This window comes from Pseudomonas sp. GW822-FHT07A10 (assembly GCF_058798795.1).
The window spans coordinates 194,086-212,691 of sequence record NZ_JBXAKV010000001.1 but is presented as its reverse complement, the minus strand read 5'-3'; the positions used below and the strand labels follow the sequence as shown (position 1 = coordinate 212,691).

Here is an 18,606-nt window from a genome sequence, read left to right as displayed (position 1 = left end):
TCCTCCTCGGCAGCCGGACGTTCGACTGCTTTTCCCAACGTTGAAATCTAGTCACTCATCCAACAATAAGAGGTGCATTCATGAAACGGTTCGAAGGCAGAGCAGTTCTGATAACGGGCGCAGCCAGCGGGATTGGCGCGGCTTGCGTGCAACGCTTGTACGACGAAGGTGCAAGCGTCGCAATCGCGGACATCGATCAGGCTCGAATCAACGATATAGCGGCTCGGTTCGATGAACCCGAGCGGGTTTACGCAGCAGCACTCGATGTATCTGATCCCGAGCAGGCGAAAACATTTGTCGCTGAAGCTCAAAACAAGTTGGGCAACCTGCATGGGCTGATCAATTGTGCCGGGATCAAAGGTGTCGGCAACGTTCTCGACTGCGATCTGGAAAACTGGAAGAGAGTGATGGCGGTGAATCTGGATGGCACGTTCTTGATGTGCCAAGCCTTCGCACGCGCGGTCCGAGACGACAAGAGCCCGCGCGCGATCGTCAACATTTCCTCAGGTGCCGGCATCCTCGGCGTTCCGAATCGTTTGCCCTATGTCGCGTCGAAGTTTGGCGTTTCCGGCATCACCCGCACCATGGGCGCGGAACTCGGAGCCTTCGGAATCCGCGTGAATGCCATTGCACCTGGGATGATCCGCACTCCGTTCACCGCCTATATGTTCGAAGACCCCGAGAAGACCAAGCGCATTCGAGCAGCGCACGCGATCGGTCGCGAAGGCGAACCAGAAGAGATCGCAGCAGTCGCCGCGTTCCTGCTGACCGATGACGCAAGCTTCATGACTGGAGCGGTGGTCAGCGTCGACGGAGGCCAGACCGCCTGCATTCCGCCGGTGTAACGCCGGGCTAAAACCGGCACCTCCCGATGGCGTTTATCTATCAGAAACGCAGGGAGAGTGCCGTCAGCCCGGCGAACAATACGCATGCGAATCGCGGCCCCAAAAAGAGCCTTAGAAGACCTAAGCAATCCAGGCGCTGCGCAGAACAACGCTGAATAATAATAAGGGAGAACACCATGACAACTGCCGATGACACCGCGGCAAAAAAGGCATTTCGGCGACTGATGCCGTTAATGATTGTCTGCTATTTCGTCGCTTATCTGGATCGCGCAAACGTAGGATTCGCCGCACTTCACATGAGCAAAGACATCGGCCTCACCGCTGCCGCGTTTGGGCTGGGTGCCGGGCTGTTTTTCCTGACTTATTTTTTATTCGAGATCCCCTCCAATCTGATGCTGGCCCGCTATGGTGCACGACGTTGGATAGCGAGAATATTATTTACCTGGGGCCTGATGTCCGGGGCCATGGCCTTCGTTACCACGGATACGGAGTTCTATGCTCTGCGCCTGTTATTAGGCGCAGCAGAGGCAGGATTTTTCCCAGGAATCACTTACTTCGTGACACTCTGGTTCCCCGCCCGTTATCGCGCCCGGGTTATGGGAACGTTTCTGTGCGCAGCTCCAATATCGCTATCACTCGGGGGGCCGGTCTCCGGTGTGCTTCTGGAGCTCGACGGAACCCTCGGCATTCCAGGCTGGCGCTGGATGTTCTTTCTCGAGGCGCTGCCGGCGATTGTTCTTTCGTTCGTCGTTCTTCGGTATTTGACCGATCGCCCCCACGACGCAACCTGGCTATCTCCTCAAGAGAAACAAGCGTTGGCTGCACGTCTGGCCGAGGATGCCGACGCCTGCCCTCCTTTGCCCCATGACAGCCTGTTTCGTGCATTGACCAGCGCACGGGTTCTGCTGCTGGGGCTGGCCAACTTCGCGATCGTCGTAGGCGCCTATGGCGTAAGCTTTTTCCTTCCCAGGATCATCAAGGAATTTGGCCTTGGCGATCTGCAGACCGGATTAATTTCTGCCGTGCCTTAATTGCCGGATGGCGTCCTCAATGTGGTAACCGGACTTGGTTCGGATATCGGCGCGCCCCTCGTCGAGCACCCGGACGTTGCGATGGTCACCTTCACCGGCTCTGATCTGACCGGGACAAAGGTATACGAAACTGCTGCTCGCCATATGAAACGAGTCGCCCTGGAGCTGGGCGGTAAATCGCCTAATATTGTCTTCGAAGACGCTGACCTGGAGCTGGCCGTTGCCGGGGCGGTTTCCGGTATCTTCGGTGGCGGAGGTCAAATGTGCACGGCAGGCTCACGCCTGTTGGTGCAGAGTTCGATTCTTGAAACCTTCACTGAGCGGTTGCTCGAAAGCGCTCGGTCCGTGAGGCTCGGTAACCCCATGGATCCAGCCACCCAAATGGGTCCCATGTCCACCGCACCACAATACCGAAAAGTACTGGAATACATCGAGATCGCCCTGGGCGAAGGGGCGCATTGCATTCTGGGTGGCAAGCCCGCAACCGGACCCGGCCTCACGGGCGGCCAATTTGTCGAGCCCACAATATTTGTCGGCGTTTCAAACGGTATGCGTATCGCCCAGGAAGAAGTATTCGGTCCAGTCTTGTCCGTCATTGCCTTCGAAGACGAAGCCGAAGCTATTTCGATCGCGAACGACATCCCTTACGGATTGGCTGCAGGCGTTTGGACGCGCGATACTGGACGATTGTTCAGGATGTCCAAAGCACTGGAGGTTGGAACCGTCTGGGGTAACACTTACCGCACCTACAGCTACATGATGCCGTTTGGAGGCATGAAGCGTTCAGGCATCGGTCGCGAAATGGGGATCGAAGCCGTCGACGAGTTCCTGGAGACGAAAAGTCTCATGATCTCGATTGCAGATGCGCGTCCGGGTAACAATTTCATCCCACGCTAAAGCATGACCAAGTTGCTGTTTACCCACTCACTTGGGCGCTAGTCAAACTGGAAGCGGGCACTCAACAAAGCCGCTTCCAGCTCATGCCCCCCTTTACTGATGGGAAAACAGTGGAAGTGCCTGCGCAAACCCTCGCGCCCGGAAAATCATCGACCCTTGCCCCCGATCACCGTCGTTCGCCACAAGATACACTTCCCGGGTGCCTGGCTTGAGAGCCATGCTGGTAGAGAACAGGAAATGCCCCGTTTCTCTACCCGGTAGCAGAATCTGTCCGATTGGTAGACCGTTGGGATTAAGTACCAGTACGCGCCCCTGACTGTATTGCGCGACATAGACGTTGCCGTCTGCATCCACCCTCATCGAGTCAGGCGACGGCCCATGGAAGCGGTAAACCACCACCGCCCCGAACGGCGCAATTGACTGTGCGTCCTTTAGCTCAACGCGGTGCAGCAACCCCGTACCAAACTCTGTGACCCACAATCTCTTCCCATCCGGAGAGAGAGCTATGCCGTTGGCGTTCGCCATATTAGGCAGGATTGGCACAATGCTCTTGTGATCGGCTGGCACGTAATATACGCCGCCAGTGGGCTCCGTGGAGGTGCCCTTAAGGTCGGTAAAGTAGAAGCCGCCGTGAGCATCGAATACCAGATCATCGACCAGGAAACCCTTATTCGCGTCGATAATCACCTCAGGTTTTTTACCGTTGGCATCGTAGACCGTAAGATTGCCTGTATCGACGTAATTCCCCAGCCCGGCGACAAACAAGCGCCCGTCCTTGTGTATGGCGAGGCCCGCAGAACCACGCGCGTTTTTCGCCACCACCACCTGAAGCTGGCCTTGAGTGTCGACCTTCAGTACCTGTCCGCCTAATACTTCCACAAATAACAGATTGCCTTGGCGATCGAAGGCGGGTCCTTCCAGTTGCCATGCCTCGTCCGTCACTTTGAACCAAGGCTGCGCGGTGATTGTAAGCAGATCCTTTTCTGCTGCGGCTGTGGCGTAGAACTGTTGGCCCTGGGTCGGGTAGTTCAACGTGGGTAAGGTGTCCGAATTATCTGCCAGTGACAATCTGGAAGTCAGCGCTATGGCAAGGGCTACTAAGGTCGATTTCTGCATGGAACAACACCTCTGTACTTATTTTTGGAGTGGAGTGCCTGGGCCTGCGTACTTTGGATATGAGTGAATAAAACACAGGGACGTAAGCGCTTTTGACATACACCACGGTCCCAAGAATTTTCCTCTTCGTTCAGCTTGCCAAATCCCGCCCGCGGGTTTCTTTCACCAGAAACCGCACAGCCAACACCGCGATAAGTGCCAGCGTCATGAAGTAGAAAATAAAGGCATTGGGCGAAACATATGCCGTCAGCCATGACTTCATGTAGGGCGCGGTTCCGCCGAATATGACGGCTGAAACAGACGAGGGAATGCTGATCACCTGGGCCCGGACCCGGTTGGGGACCAGTTCACTCATAAAGGCGACCTCAGTGGAGGCCACCGCCGCGAAGAAGAACAAGCCGATCGCCATGGGCAGCAGAATCTGCAGAAAGCTTGGACCCAGTAAAAAATGTTGTAGCGGGTAAACGAGCAGGAAAATGGCCCCGAATCCAACTGTGTAGTTGAAGCGCCGCCCGCGACGGTCAGAGATATAAGCCCAGACGGGCAACATGAACAGGTACATGACCTGCGCGACGAGGACCGCCCAATAGGCATCCTTTGGCTTGGCCCCAAGCATGGTGATGGCGTAATCGCCAAAGGTTACGAGCATGGTGTATGAAGCGACATAATTGGCGGGCCAGATCAGGAACAAGATCAGCACCGTCTTTCTGTATCGCCAGACATTTCGCCAATAGCCGTTATCCTCGAGATTCGCCTGGTGCTTGGCATCCTCGTAGGTGGACGATTCGTCCATTCCGTGGCGCAGGAATACCGTCAAAAGCCCATACAGAACGCCAATCGCGAAGGGAATGCGCCAGCCCCAGCCCTGCATGTCTTCTGCACTGAGGACCGAGCTGAGGATCGCGCCGAACAGCGTTCCTTGGATGATGCCAAGAATCAGTCCGATCGGATAAGCGCAGCTCTGCAGCGTTCGCCATTTAGGGTCGGCCATTTCGCCCACATAGACGAACGCCGAGATACTCTCCATCCCATGGGCAAGCCCCTGCATCAGCCGAGCCGCCACAAGCACAAACGCCGCAGTGGCCCCGATGGAACCGTAGGTCGGGGCGCAGGCGATGACCAAGCTGCCCAGGGTGGCAAGCATCAAGGCGCACAGCATGATCGGCTTGCGTCCGAAACGGTCCGCCAGTCTGCCGGCCAGCATCGCTCCAACCGGCCGCGCGAGAAAGCCGATGGCGAAAATGCCGAGCACATTGAGCGACGCGGCAAGCGCGCTGTCCTGAGGGAAAAACAACCTGGAAAAATAAGGAGCGAACGTCGCATAGACGACGAAATCGTAATACTCGAACGAAACCCCCAGCACGCCTCGAATCAGCGATTTTCGACGAGCCTTTTCAGCCGACAAGGTTGCGTCCGAGGGGCGGATCGGATGTTGTTCTTCAATAGGTTTTGCGTAACGCGGAGATGAGTCGGCCGTCTGGCCAAAGGAGTCTGTACCTGCCATTTTTATTGTCCTTGTGATGACCGTAAGACGGCCGCCTTCCATCGCGAAAGACGGCATCCAGGGATACTTCACTCACTGATGATCGATCCAGCTGGCGGGCACGTTGCCAGCCGGCACCCACGTGCCCTGATGTCGCTACCTCTCAATGAAAGGAACGACCACCGTCAACGGCCAACGCCGTACCGGTGACGTAGGAAGATTCCGTAGAGGTCAAGAAGAGGATGGCCGCGGCGATCTCCGATGCATCGGCCAAACGCTTGAGTGCGTAATTGCTGACGTTGGCCCGGTAGCCGTCCGCCATCGGCGTGTCCACCATGCCTGGGCAGACGCTGTTGACCCGCACCCGTGGCGCCAACTCCGCTGCCATGCATCGTGTCAGGTTGATCACTCCACCTTTGGATGCCGCATAGGCGGTAAGGCCCGGCGCATTGGGTAGCAGGCCCGCCGCTGAGGCAATGTTCACGATCGTTGCAAAGGGCTCATCCGTCATCCATCGCAGACAGTTGCGCGAAACGATGTAGGTGCCCACCAGGTTGATCTCGATCTGTTGACGAAACTCATCGGCAGGTACTTCAAGGATGGAGCCCTTGCCCATGATCCCGGCGGCGTTGACGACGCCGTCGATACCGCCCATGTCCCGCGCCGCTTGCTCAGTGACTTGCGCTACAGCCTTCTCGTCGCTGATATCGACAGCGAAGCAATGGCCCCTGCCCTTGAACGCCGAGTTCAATGCCTCGCCATTCCTGTCAAGCAACGCGACGCTGGCCCCTTCCACTAGAAAGCGCTCCGCTGTCGCTCGCCCGATACCCGATGCAGCGCCAGTGATTACGATTCGCCGTCCGTCCAGACGGGCGTGGCTGGATTGATGAGAAGCCTTATCGGTCATTTTCTTGTTTTCCTTTTTTGTTCTGTAAGGACAAACAGTCATGAGCGCTGATGTCGTCACTCGCTCATGCTGCTATCAGCCGGCTCAACGCGGAATGAAGTTGTTTTGCGGGCGTGCATCTGCGATGGAAATCATCAGGCTTTTGGTTTCGAGGAACTCATCCACCGCCTCGATGCCCATCTCCCGTCCTATGCCGGACTTTTTCATGCCGCCGAAGGGCATCGTGTAGCTGTAGGTGCGGTATGTGTTGCCCCAGACCGTTCCGACCTCGAGCGCCTTGGCCATGCGAAACACGCGACCAATGTCACGGGTCCACACCCCAGCTGTCAGCCCATAAGCAATGTCATTGGCGATGGAGACAGCTTCAGCCTCGTCCTCAAAGCCGATGACGGACAGCACCGGGCCGAATACCTCTTCCTGAGCAATGCGCATCGAATTGGATACGTGGGTAAAAATCGTCGGTTCGACGAACTGACCGCCGCGAATGCCCGGCCCACTGGCAGGCTGACCGCCGAATACGCAGCGCGCTCCTTCTGCCTTGGCTATCTCGATGTAATTGAGCACTTTCTGATATTGCGGAGCGGTGGACATGGGTCCCATCTGGGTGGCCGGGTCCATCGGATTGCCCAATTTTACCGAACGCGCACCGGCAATTAACTGCTCGGTAAAAGCCTCCAAGATAGAATTTTGAACCAATAGCCGGGAGCCGGCCGTGCACATCTGGCCGCCGCCGCCGAAGATACCGGAGACAGCTCCGGCCACAGCTAGCTCCAGGTCCGCATCGGCGAAAACGATATTGGGTGATTTGCCGCCCAGCTCCAGAGCGACTCGTTTCATGTGGCGAGCCGCGGTTTCGTAAACTTTGGCGCCCGTTGCGTCAGATCCGGTAAAGGTGACCATCGCAACGTCGGGGTGCTCAACGAGCGGAGCGCCAATGCCAAGGCCCAAGCCTGTGACCACATTCAGGACGCCGTCCGGCAGACCGGCTTCCTTGGTCAGCGCTGCGAACTCCAGCGAACTGACCGAAGAAAACTCCGAGGGTTTAACCACCACTGCGCAACCTGCGGCTAATGCGGGGGCACACTTAAGCGCCAAAAAATTCAAGGGCGCATTCCAAGCAGTCAACGCAAGCACCACCCCAACCGGTTCCCGGGTAGTCATCGCAACGATGCCTTCTTTCTCGATCGGCATCACGGAGCCTTGGATCTTGTCGGCAAGGCCCGCGTAGTAATACCAAATCTCCGCCACGTTGCTGATCGCGCCGCGCATTTCCGCCAGCAACTTGCCGTTGTCGCGCACCTCAAGTTCGGCCAGACGATCAGCATTCTCCAAGGTCAGGTCACCGATACGCCGCATGATTTTTCCACGCTGGGTTGCGCTCATGCTTGCCCAGGGCCCGGACGTCATCGCGCGTTTGGCCGCAGACACCGCCGCGTCGGCATCAACTGCCACTCCCAGGGGAATTCTTGCCCATGCCTCGCCCAGATAAGGGTCCAGGGTGTCCATCCATTCGCGCCCCGCCGGCTCTTGGTAAGCTCCATCAATCCAATGTGCGTAGGTCTTCAACTGCCATTCTCCTTTCTGCTGGTTTGCGCCCTTGCAAAGGTGCGCGAAAATGCCGCACAGCAAAATAAAACTATCTCGCATAGTGGGATAAATCAACAATAAATCTATAGCTGACTTTATTGCCGTCGAGTTCAATATCGTAGGATCAGACAGGAACGATCCTGTCTGACTACGTTAAAAACAGGTGCAAGCACGCAATGGCGCACCGAAGACTCGGTGTTCCGGAGGGCGGGAAAAGCGATCAGTGGGAGGGAAGTAAACCGATAGACGGTGGCTTACGAGCAAAACTCTCTTAGTGGTAACGACCCATCCAGGCGGCCAGAATCAGGCGCCTGGATTCACGTAAGAAGGATGACCTTGGCTGGTCGGAGAGACCATTCACTCTGAGTTGGAACGGCTAGATGTTTACTTCTGCCTGGGCAAGGCGACTGGAGATCTCTCGCGCCGCGCGCTTGACAGATACCACCGCACGCTTGACGTCGACATCGCGCCGCTCCTTTTCATCCCAAGCAACGCCAATACTGCCCAAGACGATATTGCTCTCATTGATAATAGGCGCCGCCACACCATAGACACCGGGATTGAATTCGCCCTTGGTGATGAGATAGCCGTCTTTTTTGATTTTGCTGAGCGTGCTCCGGAACTCCTCCCATGTGTCGCCTAGGCCCGCTCGCTGTATATCGGGTTGCGCACGGCTATAAAGGCTTTTGAGCCGATGATGAGGGAAATAAGCAAGGATGACCTTGGACACGGCGCCTTGGAACAGTGGCCTGCGCTGCCCACGTCGAAAGCGATTTTCGGGACTCAGAGGCGCACGATGCTCCCGAATACATAGCACCGAGTCCCTGAACGCCGTACACAAGAGCGCCGAGTGACCGATCGTATCGACCAATTCCTCCAGCACACCCTTACTGGCCTGCAGCAGCGGATCGGTATTACGGATTTGTAAGTCCAGCTCGATAATGCGCGAACCCAATACGTAGTTGCCATTTCCAACGGTACTTAGCAAACCTGCAGAGTGCAGCGCCTTGATGTAGCGATACCCTGTAGACCGAGAGGTTTCGAGTGCTTCGATGATGGCAGTGGTCGATAACACAGCCTGATTGGAACTGAACAGATCGAGGATGCTGAGCATCTTTGTAAGACTGCTCGCGCCGTCGCGAGCATGCTCTTCTCTCTCGTCTTCAATGGCCGGGTTTTCCCCCTGAAGCGCTTCTATGTCCATTACCCACTCTATCCTACGTTAAAGGGTCCCTCGGAATACCTCAGGCCCCCGTGAAAACCATGATTGCGTTGCGCGCAATTCGGAGTGCGCTGGCTTTTGATCATAGTCTCAAATTGTAGGATCGAGCAAGAAACAGACAAACAACAAAAACTTTAATCCCATAATATGAATAAAATTCGAGATACACAGGAAAAGCCCGAAGTGACGATTGAACGTCATCGGGCTTGCCCTTAACGGCTCGTTTGACCTGTTGCCTATTTGTGGAAGGACAAAGGATGAAAGAAGTTTTCTTCGATCAAACCTTCTGTTTTTCGCAGAAACTCTTTCACATGCGGTGCGTGCACATGAGCCTCGAAATCCTCGTAGGTTTCCCATTCCTCGATGAACACGAAGCGTCTCGGCTCAGTGCGATCACAGTACATTTCATACTGGATCATGCCCTTTTCCTGATGAACAGGCTCGATCAACGCTTCAAGCGCCGCCTTTACCGCATCCAGATGTTCAGGCTTGGCCAGCGTTACAGCTACGCAGTGCACTCTTTCCATCGTACGGACCTCATTTTTGTGGTTCTTCAAAATAGGCTGCGCAGGTATCAACCCGTCATTGCAACGTGCGCATCAACTCGGCAACATCCTCGACGTCTTCCAGTAACTGCACCAGCCGCTGGACTTCTGCAATCCTGTGAGAGCTCAACGGACTCACCGCCACCGCTGCGCATTCGGCGAATTTCGAACAGAGATCGGCCCAGGTCATTGGGTTGTCCGCATTACCGGGAATATGGGTACCGGACCTTTCCCAGCGACGACCATCCGCTGCTACCACTTCGACACGCCCTAGTGGCAGTTCCAGCTTCCAGTCCAGTGACGCATCGGCGACCAAGGAAATTTTGTTGGCGGTGGCCAGGACCTTCGTATCACGCAGGCCCGACTCGGTGAAATCCAGCACACTCATGCCACGACGCACAGCTGCAACCGCGACGAGAAAAGGTAGGCTGAACTTCGCATCCGCCAACGTCGCCGGCGCCTTGCGTACGTCCAGCGGCTCGCACATGAGCGCGTGATAGTCGCCCACGAACAACCGGATTTCGGCGATATCGTCGGGCGCAAGATCGTTGTCCGAAACAATGTCGATAATTGCTTTCATATGACTGTGCGCGGTACCCACCGAGGGCCAGCGCTTGTACAAGGTGACGCTACCCTTGTAGTCGACACCGATATCCTCAAGGATTTTGTCTCGATCGTAACGGCCGTCGAAATAGGTGTTGAAAAACCCGTACCCGCCTTCAAAAAGACAATCGATACCAGGCACGCCTTTTTCCGCCATGAGCGCTGCTAGCACTGCGCCTTTGGCCGAAAAGCCGGCATATAAGCCGCGCAGGTCGCTACCCGTACCACACACCATCTCCATGATGCCCGAACACTGCATACTGGCGATGCCCAGGGCGTTGGCGGTCTGCTTCGCATTGAAGCCCATGACGCGCCCGGCAGCCGCGGTGGCAGCAAACACCCCCATAACAGTGGACAGGTTCCAGTCTTTCTTCCAACCGACATTGCACCGCAGTCGCGCAAAGATGTCCTGCCCGGCAGCCACGGCGGCAATCATGTCCTTGCCAGTCACGCCCCCCTTACGTTCGGCCAAGGCAAACACCGCTGGAATGATCGAGCTCGCCGCGTGCTGCCCCCAAGGTGTTTGATCGTCGTAGTCCAGGCAGTGCGCCAGCGCCCCGTTGGCCAGGGCCGCCATCGTCGCTGGGACGCGCCCCCCAAAGCCCAGAATCGACGCCTGGGGGGTACCTGCAGACTCCTTGACCACCTCGATGACCCCCAATACCGCAGGCTCCATCCCGCTCGCGGCGAGCATTACCCCAAAGGTATCGAGAATGCTTTTCTTCGCGGCTTCGCGTGCGGCCTCAGGCAAGTCTTCGTAACGCAGCCCGGCCGCCAATGCAGAGAAGTGATGGACGATGTCGGCGCTTATGGCCACGTGTTTCGCATTGAATATCTGTTCTGACATGAAACGGTCTCCCGTCGCTGCAACCAAAATCACGGCCCCGTACGCTGATCACAAGCTGGGGCCCCTTGCTTAGACGCGGACCGTCTTTTGCAGCACTGTCTTGCTGACCATGTAGGACTCAAGACTCCACGGCCCCCCTTCTCGACCAATCCCACTGTCCCTCATACCCCCGAACGGCGTATCGGGATCCGGCGCACCGAAATGGTTGATCGACAGAACTCCCAGGTCCAATTCGCGACTCAGCCGCTCGGCCTCCTCGAGAGTATTGGTGAAAGCAAACGCGGCTAAGCCCACGGAAAGGCTGTTGGAGATTTCGATCGCCTCATCAAGGGTCTTGAACGGGACGGCCACCGCGACCGGACCAAACGGCTCTTCGCGCATGATTTCGCAATCGAGCGGGGTATCGACCAGCAGCGTTGGCGCAAAAAAGTAGCCACGATCACCGACGCGATGACCACCCACGGCAGCCTTGCCACCGCGCTCGAGCGCGTCATCGACGAAATGCTGCATTGCCGCCAGCCGTCGCCCGCTGGTGACGGGTCCCATATCTGCCTTGAGGTCTAGCCCATCAGCGACACGCACCTGCTGCGCCGCTGCAACGAACCCAGCGACAAATTCCTCGTAAAGACTTTCGTGAACCAGGAAACGTCCCGGCGCGGCGCACCACTGAGAATTGATACGGATCTTGCTTTTGAGCGCCATCTTGCCGATTTCGCTCGCATCAACCCCAGCACAGACAATCACCGGCGCATGACCACCAAGCTCCATCAGCACCGGTTTCATAGCGGCTCCCGCCAAGGCGCTGAGGTGTTTCCCCACGCCGACCGAGCCAGTCAGCGTGACCATGCGAGTCACTGGAGAGTCAATCAGCGCCAGGGAAACCTCGGCGGGGTTACCAAACACCAGATTCAGGACTCCCTTGGGCAAGCCGGCCTGCTCGAAACATTGAACCATGGCGACAGCCGCCCCAGGCGTTTCTTCCGGAGCCTTCAGGATAATCGAGCAACCCGAACATAACGCGCCGCTGATTTTTCGACCTGGCGCGCTAAGCGGCACATTCCAAGGGGTGAAGGCAGCTACCGGCCCGATCGGTTGGCGTAGAATCAGCTTTTGCATCTGCGCTTCGCCCGGAACAATGGTGCCGTAAGCACGTAACGCCTGCGCCATGTCCCAATCAAAGAAGCTCGCCGAGCGTTCAACTTCGGCCCGCGCATCTGCGATCAACTTGCCATTCTCACGGGTAATGATCTGTGCGATTTCCTCGGCGCGCTCACGCACGCCAGCGATGGCACGAGCAATAATAAGGTTGCGCTCAACCGGTGGCGTCGCTCGCCATACCTTAAACCCCCGCTCCGCAGCGACCAATACGCGCTTCAAATCTTCGGAGTTGGCGCCGGGTACCGTAGTGAGCACGGCTTCGGTGCTTGGATTGCGGACTTCGAAACATGATGGACGATCAAAAATCCATTCACCATCGATGAACAAGCCAACTTGCGGATGCGTAGCATCGGCGACGTGACTTTGAGTTTCTGTGGACATGGGATTTTCCTCTGCAAGTGGCGACACGGTGTTCACCGACTCGCTCAATTAGTTTCGGCCAGGGAGCTGCTTGCGCGGCGCGCCAGCGCATCTTCACGAATCAGGTCGGCGGCTTTCACACCTATCATGATGGACGGCGCATTGGTGTTGCCCGACGTGATGAATGGCATGATCGAAGCATCTACCACCCGCAGTCGCTCGATACCACGGACACGCAGTCGTTCGTCCACCACCGCCATGGCGTCGTTACCCATCTTGCAGGTGCCGCCCTGGTGGTGGGCCGAGTTGCCGGTTTCGACCAGGTAGTTATAAATATCTTCATCCGTACGGACATGGGGCCCCGGCAGTTCTTCGGCGACCACCCGGGACTTGATGGGCTCGCTGTTCATGATTTTGCGTATCCAGCGCACACCACTGATCACGGCATTGACGTCGTAATCGCTGCTCAGGAAATTGGGTGTGTAATCGGCCGGGTCCGACGGGTTGGTCGAACGCAACGTCACTGTTCCCGTGGTGCTGGGACGCAACTGATAGACCGACACCCCGAGGCCAGGATGCTTTTCAACGTCAACCGTGCCGTCAGGGAAGTATTGAAAGGTCATGGGCCTGAAGCTGATTTGGAGATCAGCATAGTCCTCGTCCGGGCTACTTTTAACGAACGCCGCTACCTGGGAAGAGCCGAGGGCAAGATAACCTTTGCGGGTCATCAGGTAACGAAAGCCTTCCCAGTACTTTCGCAGGCCTACGAGGTTGGCGTTGTACGAACTGTCTGGGGTGCAACGCCAACCTGTGTGAATATAGAAGTGATCCTGCAGGTTCTGCCCCACCCCCGGGGAATCCAGGACCACAGGTATCGCGTGCTTTTCCAGTTCAGCCCGTGGGCCAACACCCGATAGCATGAGCATCTGCGGAGTCTTCAGTGAACCCGCTGACAAGATCACCTCACGCGCCGCATAGATCCTTTCCAAACGACCGCCCTTCAAAACCTCTACGCCGACGGCGGTGCGTCCATCGAATAAAACGCGCTGCAGTTCGCATCCGGTTCGAACCGTCAGGTTCGGTCGTTCAATGACCGGCTCGATAAATGCCCGGTAAGTCGACATCCGCTGTCCGTCCTGGATGTTATGCTGCATGAAACCCACGCCATCATGCACAGCGCCGTTCATGTCCTCGGTCACCGGGATGCCGATACGGTTCGCGGCCTCTATAAAGTCGTAGCTACTCTTTTCCTTGACGATCGGATCGCTGATCCATAGCGGACCATTCGCTCCCCGGTATCGGTCGCCGCCCCGCTCGAAATTCTCCATTTTTTTGAAGTAGGGCAAAACATCTTCATAGCCCCAGCCTGGGTTGCCCAGGGCACGCCAGCCGTCAAAATCTTTCTGATGCCCGCGAATGAATACCATGCCGTTGATGGAGCTGGATCCACCGAGCAATTTGCCTCGAGGCCAGTACATTTCGCGCCCTTGGAGCTTGTCCATCGGCGCGGTGCGAAAGTTCCAGTTCAACAGCTTGTTAAAATACAGCTTGCCCATTCCTGCCGGCGTGTTGACCCAGAAACGATCTGCCGCGGGACCCGCCTCGATTAGCAGGACGCTGTTCTGTGGGTCGTCAGACAAGCCGCGCGCAACCGGACAGCCGGAAGATCCAGCACCGACAACGATGTAATCATAAATCTGCATTGACCCTATTCCTCGCTCTTTCAAACCTGGTAGCAACGAACAGGCGATGCCTGCCCGGGCTCAACCATGGGATGCCCTAACCGCAAACCGTTGTTATCAGCAGCCGATCTGGCTTCGTTGTTCAGGATCCAGCACGAGGAATGTCGACTTGCACTTGGTTAAGCGCCCCAAGTCGCTTGCGCGCTTGCTGGTCAGGGATCGTGCCATCATAGGTAGTAATAAAGAGGGTATGGCCGTCCTCACCGCCCAGTTCGCAGGCAACGGCGCTACCTGGGAAATGCAAACGATGTGTGATTTCCCCTCCCTCCAAGACCCGCAAAACTTCCCCTGTATTGAACGAGCAAACCCAAACACCGCCTTCTGCATCGGCGCACATACCGTCCGGCTCTCGTCCTGCGATGTCGGCAAATAGCCGGCGATTGGACAAAGATCCATCCAGCGCACGATCAAATGCCGTCAGCCGGCCGCGCCAGGTTTCTGCGACCACCAGCGTTCGCCCATGATTAAGAATTACCGCGCCATTGGGGAATTCGACGCCATCGCTACCGTGGCTGACGGTGCCATCCAGCTCGACGATATGGAGAGAGGTTTCGCGCTTCTCTTCGCCCATGAACAGGTCATAGCCAAAATTGCCGACATAGAGACAGCCATTGTCGGCCACCGCGAAATCATTCAAATCACCAGTGGCCCACTTCGAGAGGTCAGCGTGTACAAGCAACTCTCCATCCACCAGCTTCAATATCTGGCGAGCGACGGATGACACGATAAGAGGAGTTCCATCAGACAGGAATCCGAGACTATTAGGCCGCGGTGGCAAATTGTCTTTCAGCACAAGCCGGCGCCCGCTCACGTCGACTTGGTAGAGAATCGAGTCAAAGACGTCTGGCACCCACAGGCAACCGTCGTACCACCGAGGAGCCTCAAGGAAGACGAAATCATCAGCGAAGCGATGCGCCTTTAGCTCTTGCATGTTCTGCCTGCCCTTTCTTTTATTTTTAGATGAAAAACGGTAGAGCGAATGCGATCTGTGCAGACCACCGAGCGAAGCCCAATGAAAACCACCTGCTGTCACAAACCCTATCGAACAATAAAAATTGTGTCAATAAATGGGATTAATTAATTTACAGACATCCAAAGCTGGCCTGTAAATCCGGCAAACAGGTGAGTTCTGCGTAGGTTATCGGCATCGTGGACGGCTCATTATCATTGTCCTCAAAGGCCCGGCGAGACGCCTGAAGCCACACATCACTCGTGCTTCGGTGTGATCGTAAAACATGATTGGGTTGCCTGTTCCCAAGGCTTGGCACCTTAATCGTTGGGAATGACTGTAGGACTCCCGACGCCAACCGCCTCTTACAAATAGCGAGCGCTCCGATGGTGCAGCGATTCGGCGCGGCGCTGTGCCCCGCCAGACGGTAGACCCGAACCAGGAAATGATCGAATCAAAATCTGTTGCGCAATCCCACAATCAGGGATATGTTGATTTTGAGCAACGCAAAATTGACTCGAATGTGCCTAGCGAGAAATCCACCCTCCAACCGGTAGGGCAGGTATTCACGCAAAAGCGCCTGCAGATCGGATGAATGTGTCGTGCGCATCACGGCGGTTCGCCCTCTGAGTTTCGTGATTGGAAATGCGTGCTTTACCAAGGCAAAACCAAGAAAGACCTGACGCAAAACACAAAAACAACAACGTTTCGACAAGTTTCAGGGAGCTATAAATGCCGAATAAGAATTTCAGCGTGCGCCAAAACCACGCTATCCGTGCGCTTTTCAAACACATGATCCCCGCCGTCCTGGCAGTGACTGCCACCGTCAGTAACGCTGCCGAGCTGACCTTCGGCTATGTTCCAGGCAACCTCGCCTATCCCTACAACGTAGCGACCGCTAAGGGCTTCGAAGCCGCAGCCAAAGCTGCCGGCGTAAAAGCAGTCATCATCGACCCGCGAGGCAGCGTCGAGAAGCAGGGCAATGCGCTCGACGACATGATCGCGCAGCGCGTCGACGCTATCGGTTTTCTGCCCCTGGATTCGGTGGTGGCGCAATCTTTCGTCGACAAGATCGTAGACCACGACATTCCCGTGGCTGCGGTTGCCGTGATGGTAGGTGACCCTCAGGAACGGGCGATCAACAAGCCCTACGAACAACTTGTTGCCTTGGTTACCACCGATGACATCCGCGCTGGCGAAGTGGCCGGTGAGCACGCAGCGACGCTGTTGCCTAAAGACCGTGTCGCAAAAATCGCAGTCGTCGAAGGCGTACCTGGCTACGCCGTGGTCAAGCAGCTCACCGAGGGCTTCAAGACGGGCCTGAAAAAAGCCGGCGCGAAATATGAAATTGTTGCGTCTCAGCCCACCGACTGGACGCCTGAGCAGGGCGAGCGCGTTTGCCAGAACATGCTGACTGCCCATCCAGACCTCGACCTCATCTTTAGTCAGGCCGAGGACATGGCCATTGGTTGCGCACGCGCCTTGGCTGCCCAAGGTTCAGAAATCGCCCTGGTCGCAACAGGGGGCGGTTCCAAGGTCGGGTCTACCGGGATCGCGGCTGGCGAAATCAATGCATCGGTCTGTGTGCGTCCCAAGCTGCTCGGCGAACTTCTCTTCAAGTCTCTTTATGAGTCTGTGACCCATCCGGAAACACCGAAAGGCAAGTACGTGACCTACGACCTGCCATTGCTGACCAAAGACACGCTCAACGCCTGCCCCGACAAGTGGTAAGCCGCTTTATATAAGCCGATAACAAAGAACAAAAACGGATTATCGAGATGACTCATCAAGAAACGCTTCTCATGCGGCTCCAAGGGGTTGCGAAAGAATACCCAAACGGGACTGTCGCACTGCGCGGCGTCGATCTCGACATTGCGAGGGGCAAGGTTCACGGATTGCTTGGCGCCAACGGCGCTGGCAAGTCGACCCTGATAAAGATCCTGTCCGGCGCGAATGCTCCCACGAGCGGTGAAATTGTCTGGCGCGGCAAGCCAGTGACGTGGGCGAGTCCAAAGGTGGCCAACGACATGGGCGTAGCCACCATCCACCAACATATACCGCTCGTGCCCACCCTCTCCGTGATCGAAAACGTCTTTCTCGGAAAGAACGGCACGTGGCGCTATCCCAATTCGATGCGCGAGCGCTTTGATGAGCTCTGCCAGCGCGTCGGCTACAGACTGGATGCCGATAGCAAGGTGTGCGACCTCTCGATAGGTCAGCGCCAGATGGCAGCGATTTACCAAGCCTTTGCCACGGGTGCGGACTTGATTGTCATGGACGAGCCAACCGCCTCTCTGGCTACAGAGGAGCGGGAAATTGTCTATGACACTGTCCGCCGCCTGTCAAAAGTAGAAAACAAAGCGATTCTCTTCGTCTCGCACTTCCTGGACGAAGTCATAGCTCTGACAGACTGCGTCACGGTCCTGCGTGATGGGGTCGCAGCCATGCGAGCCAACACCTGCGATCTGGACGAAAATCTTTTAGCCGAAGCCATTGTCGGCAAACCCATTGCCAAACAAGCGCGTGCGACCGCTCAACGCAACAGTTGCGCCGATCCATCCCGAACCGTGCTGGAACTGCAGAACGTCTCTTCCTCGGGCAAGCTGCACCCGATATCGCTGAAACTCGCAGCAGGCGAGGTCATAGGGATAGCTGGTCTTCTGGGCTCAGGTCGAAGCGAACTGCTGCACGCAGCATTCGGCGCCGACCCGCATGCCTCAGGCAAGGTCATACTCAATGGCCGGGAGATTGGGCGCAGCACCGGGGCTTCCGTGAAAGCAGGCATAGGCCTGGTGCCGGAAGATCGTATAAAGCAGGGCCTGGTACCGGATTTCGAGATCTGGCGTAACACTTCCCTGCCCGCCTTGAATTCCGTGTCGGCATTCAATTGCCTTCCCAACGAGCAACGTGAACTGAACCGTGGCTGGGATGCCATCCAACAACTCTCCATCAAGGCCAGTTCGCCTGACATTCTCGTCAGCGAACTCAGTGGCGGCAATGCCCAGAAGGTGACGATCGCGAAGTGGTTATTCAGCGACGTCAAGGTGCTTCTTTTGGACGAGCCAACCGCCGGCATCGATATCGGTGCAAAGACCGAGATCATCTTCCTGATCCGTCGGCTTGCCGCAGAAGGCAAAGCCATCATCGTCGTGTCGTCAGAGTTTGAAGAACTGCTCGCCGTCAGTGATCGCATCATCGTCATGCGCGATGGATGCTGTGTCGCGGAGCGCCCCGTCCATGAAACATCGGAACATGAACTGCTCCTGCTCGCTGGCGGTAAATGCGTTACTCCTGAAAGCAGAGGTCACTGAGCA

At 56.5% G+C, this 18,606-nt stretch carries 15 protein-coding genes; 5 read left to right on the top strand and 10 right to left on the bottom strand.

Annotated features, from left to right (window positions below; genetic code table 11):
• Nucleotides 1-80: 80 nt before the first annotated feature.
• From AC1RL4_RS00900 to AC1RL4_RS00890, 3 genes are all read left to right on the top strand, one after another.
• The gene (locus tag AC1RL4_RS00900) at nt 81-845 is read left to right on the top strand and encodes an SDR family NAD(P)-dependent oxidoreductase (RefSeq protein ID WP_048392982.1); all 765 of its coding nucleotides are present in this window, start codon (nt 81-83) and stop codon (nt 843-845) included.
• A 176-nt stretch (nt 846-1,021) separates the two neighbouring features.
• A complete protein-coding gene (locus AC1RL4_RS00895; RefSeq protein ID WP_304575835.1) occupies nt 1,022-1,876 on the top strand; it encodes an MFS transporter in 855 nt (284 codons plus the stop codon).
• Nucleotides 1,877-2,773, top strand: coding sequence for an aldehyde dehydrogenase family protein (locus tag AC1RL4_RS00890; RefSeq protein ID WP_304575834.1), 897 nt, complete (start codon nt 1,877-1,879; stop codon nt 2,771-2,773).
• 93 nt (nt 2,774-2,866) lie between these two features.
• Here the strand turns inward: AC1RL4_RS00890 and AC1RL4_RS00885 are convergent, their stop codons facing one another.
• The 10 genes from AC1RL4_RS00885 to AC1RL4_RS00840 all read right to left on the bottom strand — a co-directional run bounded on the left by AC1RL4_RS00885 (nt 2,867) and on the right by AC1RL4_RS00840 (nt 15,274).
• Nucleotides 2,867-3,889, bottom strand: a complete 1,023-nt coding sequence (locus AC1RL4_RS00885; RefSeq protein WP_315865999.1) for an SMP-30/gluconolactonase/LRE family protein — start codon at nt 3,887-3,889, stop codon at nt 2,867-2,869.
• A 130-nt stretch (nt 3,890-4,019) separates the two neighbouring features.
• Entirely contained in the window at nt 4,020-5,393 is a 1,374-nt protein-coding gene (locus AC1RL4_RS00880) for an MFS transporter (RefSeq protein WP_048392973.1), read from the bottom strand.
• A 142-nt stretch (nt 5,394-5,535) separates the two neighbouring features.
• Nucleotides 5,536-6,279, bottom strand: a complete 744-nt coding sequence (locus AC1RL4_RS00875) for an SDR family NAD(P)-dependent oxidoreductase (protein WP_304575832.1) — start codon at nt 6,277-6,279, stop codon at nt 5,536-5,538.
• 84 nt (nt 6,280-6,363) lie between these two features.
• Nucleotides 6,364-7,941: an aldehyde dehydrogenase gene (locus AC1RL4_RS00870; RefSeq protein ID WP_304575831.1), complete on the bottom strand. Its 1,578-nt coding sequence runs from the start codon at nt 7,939-7,941 to the stop codon at nt 6,364-6,366.
• 301 nt (nt 7,942-8,242) lie between these two features.
• Nucleotides 8,243-9,070 carry an IclR family transcriptional regulator gene (locus AC1RL4_RS00865; protein WP_053078266.1) on the bottom strand — a complete coding sequence of 276 codons (828 nt, stop codon included), beginning with the start codon at nt 9,068-9,070 and terminating at the stop codon, nt 8,243-8,245.
• A gap of 254 nt (nt 9,071-9,324) precedes the next feature.
• Nucleotides 9,325-9,615: a putative quinol monooxygenase gene (locus AC1RL4_RS00860; protein WP_048392967.1), complete on the bottom strand. Its 291-nt coding sequence runs from the start codon at nt 9,613-9,615 to the stop codon at nt 9,325-9,327.
• A 55-nt stretch (nt 9,616-9,670) separates the two neighbouring features.
• The gene (locus tag AC1RL4_RS00855; protein WP_218232079.1) at nt 9,671-11,116 is read right to left on the bottom strand and encodes an MmgE/PrpD family protein; all 1,446 of its coding nucleotides are present in this window, start codon (nt 11,114-11,116) and stop codon (nt 9,671-9,673) included.
• A 36-nt stretch (nt 11,117-11,152) separates the two neighbouring features.
• Entirely contained in the window at nt 11,153-12,622 is a 1,470-nt protein-coding gene (locus AC1RL4_RS00850) for an NAD-dependent succinate-semialdehyde dehydrogenase (protein ID WP_048392963.1), read from the bottom strand.
• Nucleotides 12,623-12,666: 44 nt separating this feature from the next.
• Nucleotides 12,667-14,304, bottom strand: coding sequence for a GMC family oxidoreductase (locus AC1RL4_RS00845; protein ID WP_048392960.1), 1,638 nt, complete (start codon nt 14,302-14,304; stop codon nt 12,667-12,669).
• Between the two features lie 121 nt (nt 14,305-14,425).
• Nucleotides 14,426-15,274 carry an SMP-30/gluconolactonase/LRE family protein gene (locus AC1RL4_RS00840; RefSeq protein WP_048392957.1) on the bottom strand — a complete coding sequence of 283 codons (849 nt, stop codon included), beginning with the start codon at nt 15,272-15,274 and terminating at the stop codon, nt 14,426-14,428.
• Between the two features lie 750 nt (nt 15,275-16,024).
• Here AC1RL4_RS00840 and AC1RL4_RS00835 point away from each other — a divergent pair.
• On the top strand, nt 16,025-17,023 hold the full coding sequence (locus AC1RL4_RS00835; RefSeq protein ID WP_082157790.1) for a sugar ABC transporter substrate-binding protein: 999 nt from the start codon (nt 16,025-16,027) through the stop codon (nt 17,021-17,023).
• Between the two features lie 47 nt (nt 17,024-17,070).
• The gene (locus tag AC1RL4_RS00830) at nt 17,071-18,603 is read left to right on the top strand and encodes a sugar ABC transporter ATP-binding protein (RefSeq protein WP_048392955.1); all 1,533 of its coding nucleotides are present in this window, start codon (nt 17,071-17,073) and stop codon (nt 18,601-18,603) included.
• Nucleotides 18,604-18,606 lie beyond the last annotated feature (3 nt).

Bases quoted from the DNA above. Each gene is read 5' to 3' on its own strand.
- AC1RL4_RS00850 (WP_048392963.1), bottom strand. From the start codon at position 12,622: ATGTCCACAGAAACTCAAAGTCACGTCGCCGATGCTACGCATCCGCAA.
- AC1RL4_RS00840 (WP_048392957.1), bottom strand. From the start codon at position 15,274: ATGCAAGAGCTAAAGGCGCATCGCTTCGCTGATGATTTCGTCTTCCTT.
- AC1RL4_RS00875 (WP_304575832.1), bottom strand. From the start codon at position 6,279: ATGACCGATAAGGCTTCTCATCAATCCAGCCACGCCCGTCTGGACGGA.
- AC1RL4_RS00895 (WP_304575835.1), top strand. From the start codon at position 1,022: ATGACAACTGCCGATGACACCGCGGCAAAAAAGGCATTTCGGCGACTG.
- AC1RL4_RS00835 (WP_082157790.1), top strand. From the start codon at position 16,025: ATGCCGAATAAGAATTTCAGCGTGCGCCAAAACCACGCTATCCGTGCG.
- AC1RL4_RS00885 (WP_315865999.1), bottom strand. From the start codon at position 3,889: ATGCAGAAATCGACCTTAGTAGCCCTTGCCATAGCGCTGACTTCCAGA.
- AC1RL4_RS00900 (WP_048392982.1), top strand. From the start codon at position 81: ATGAAACGGTTCGAAGGCAGAGCAGTTCTGATAACGGGCGCAGCCAGC.
- AC1RL4_RS00830 (WP_048392955.1), top strand. From the start codon at position 17,071: ATGACTCATCAAGAAACGCTTCTCATGCGGCTCCAAGGGGTTGCGAAA.
- AC1RL4_RS00845 (WP_048392960.1), bottom strand. From the start codon at position 14,304: ATGCAGATTTATGATTACATCGTTGTCGGTGCTGGATCTTCCGGCTGT.
- AC1RL4_RS00880 (WP_048392973.1), bottom strand. From the start codon at position 5,393: ATGGCAGGTACAGACTCCTTTGGCCAGACGGCCGACTCATCTCCGCGT.
- AC1RL4_RS00865 (WP_053078266.1), bottom strand. From the start codon at position 9,070: ATGGACATAGAAGCGCTTCAGGGGGAAAACCCGGCCATTGAAGACGAG.
- AC1RL4_RS00860 (WP_048392967.1), bottom strand. From the start codon at position 9,615: ATGGAAAGAGTGCACTGCGTAGCTGTAACGCTGGCCAAGCCTGAACAT.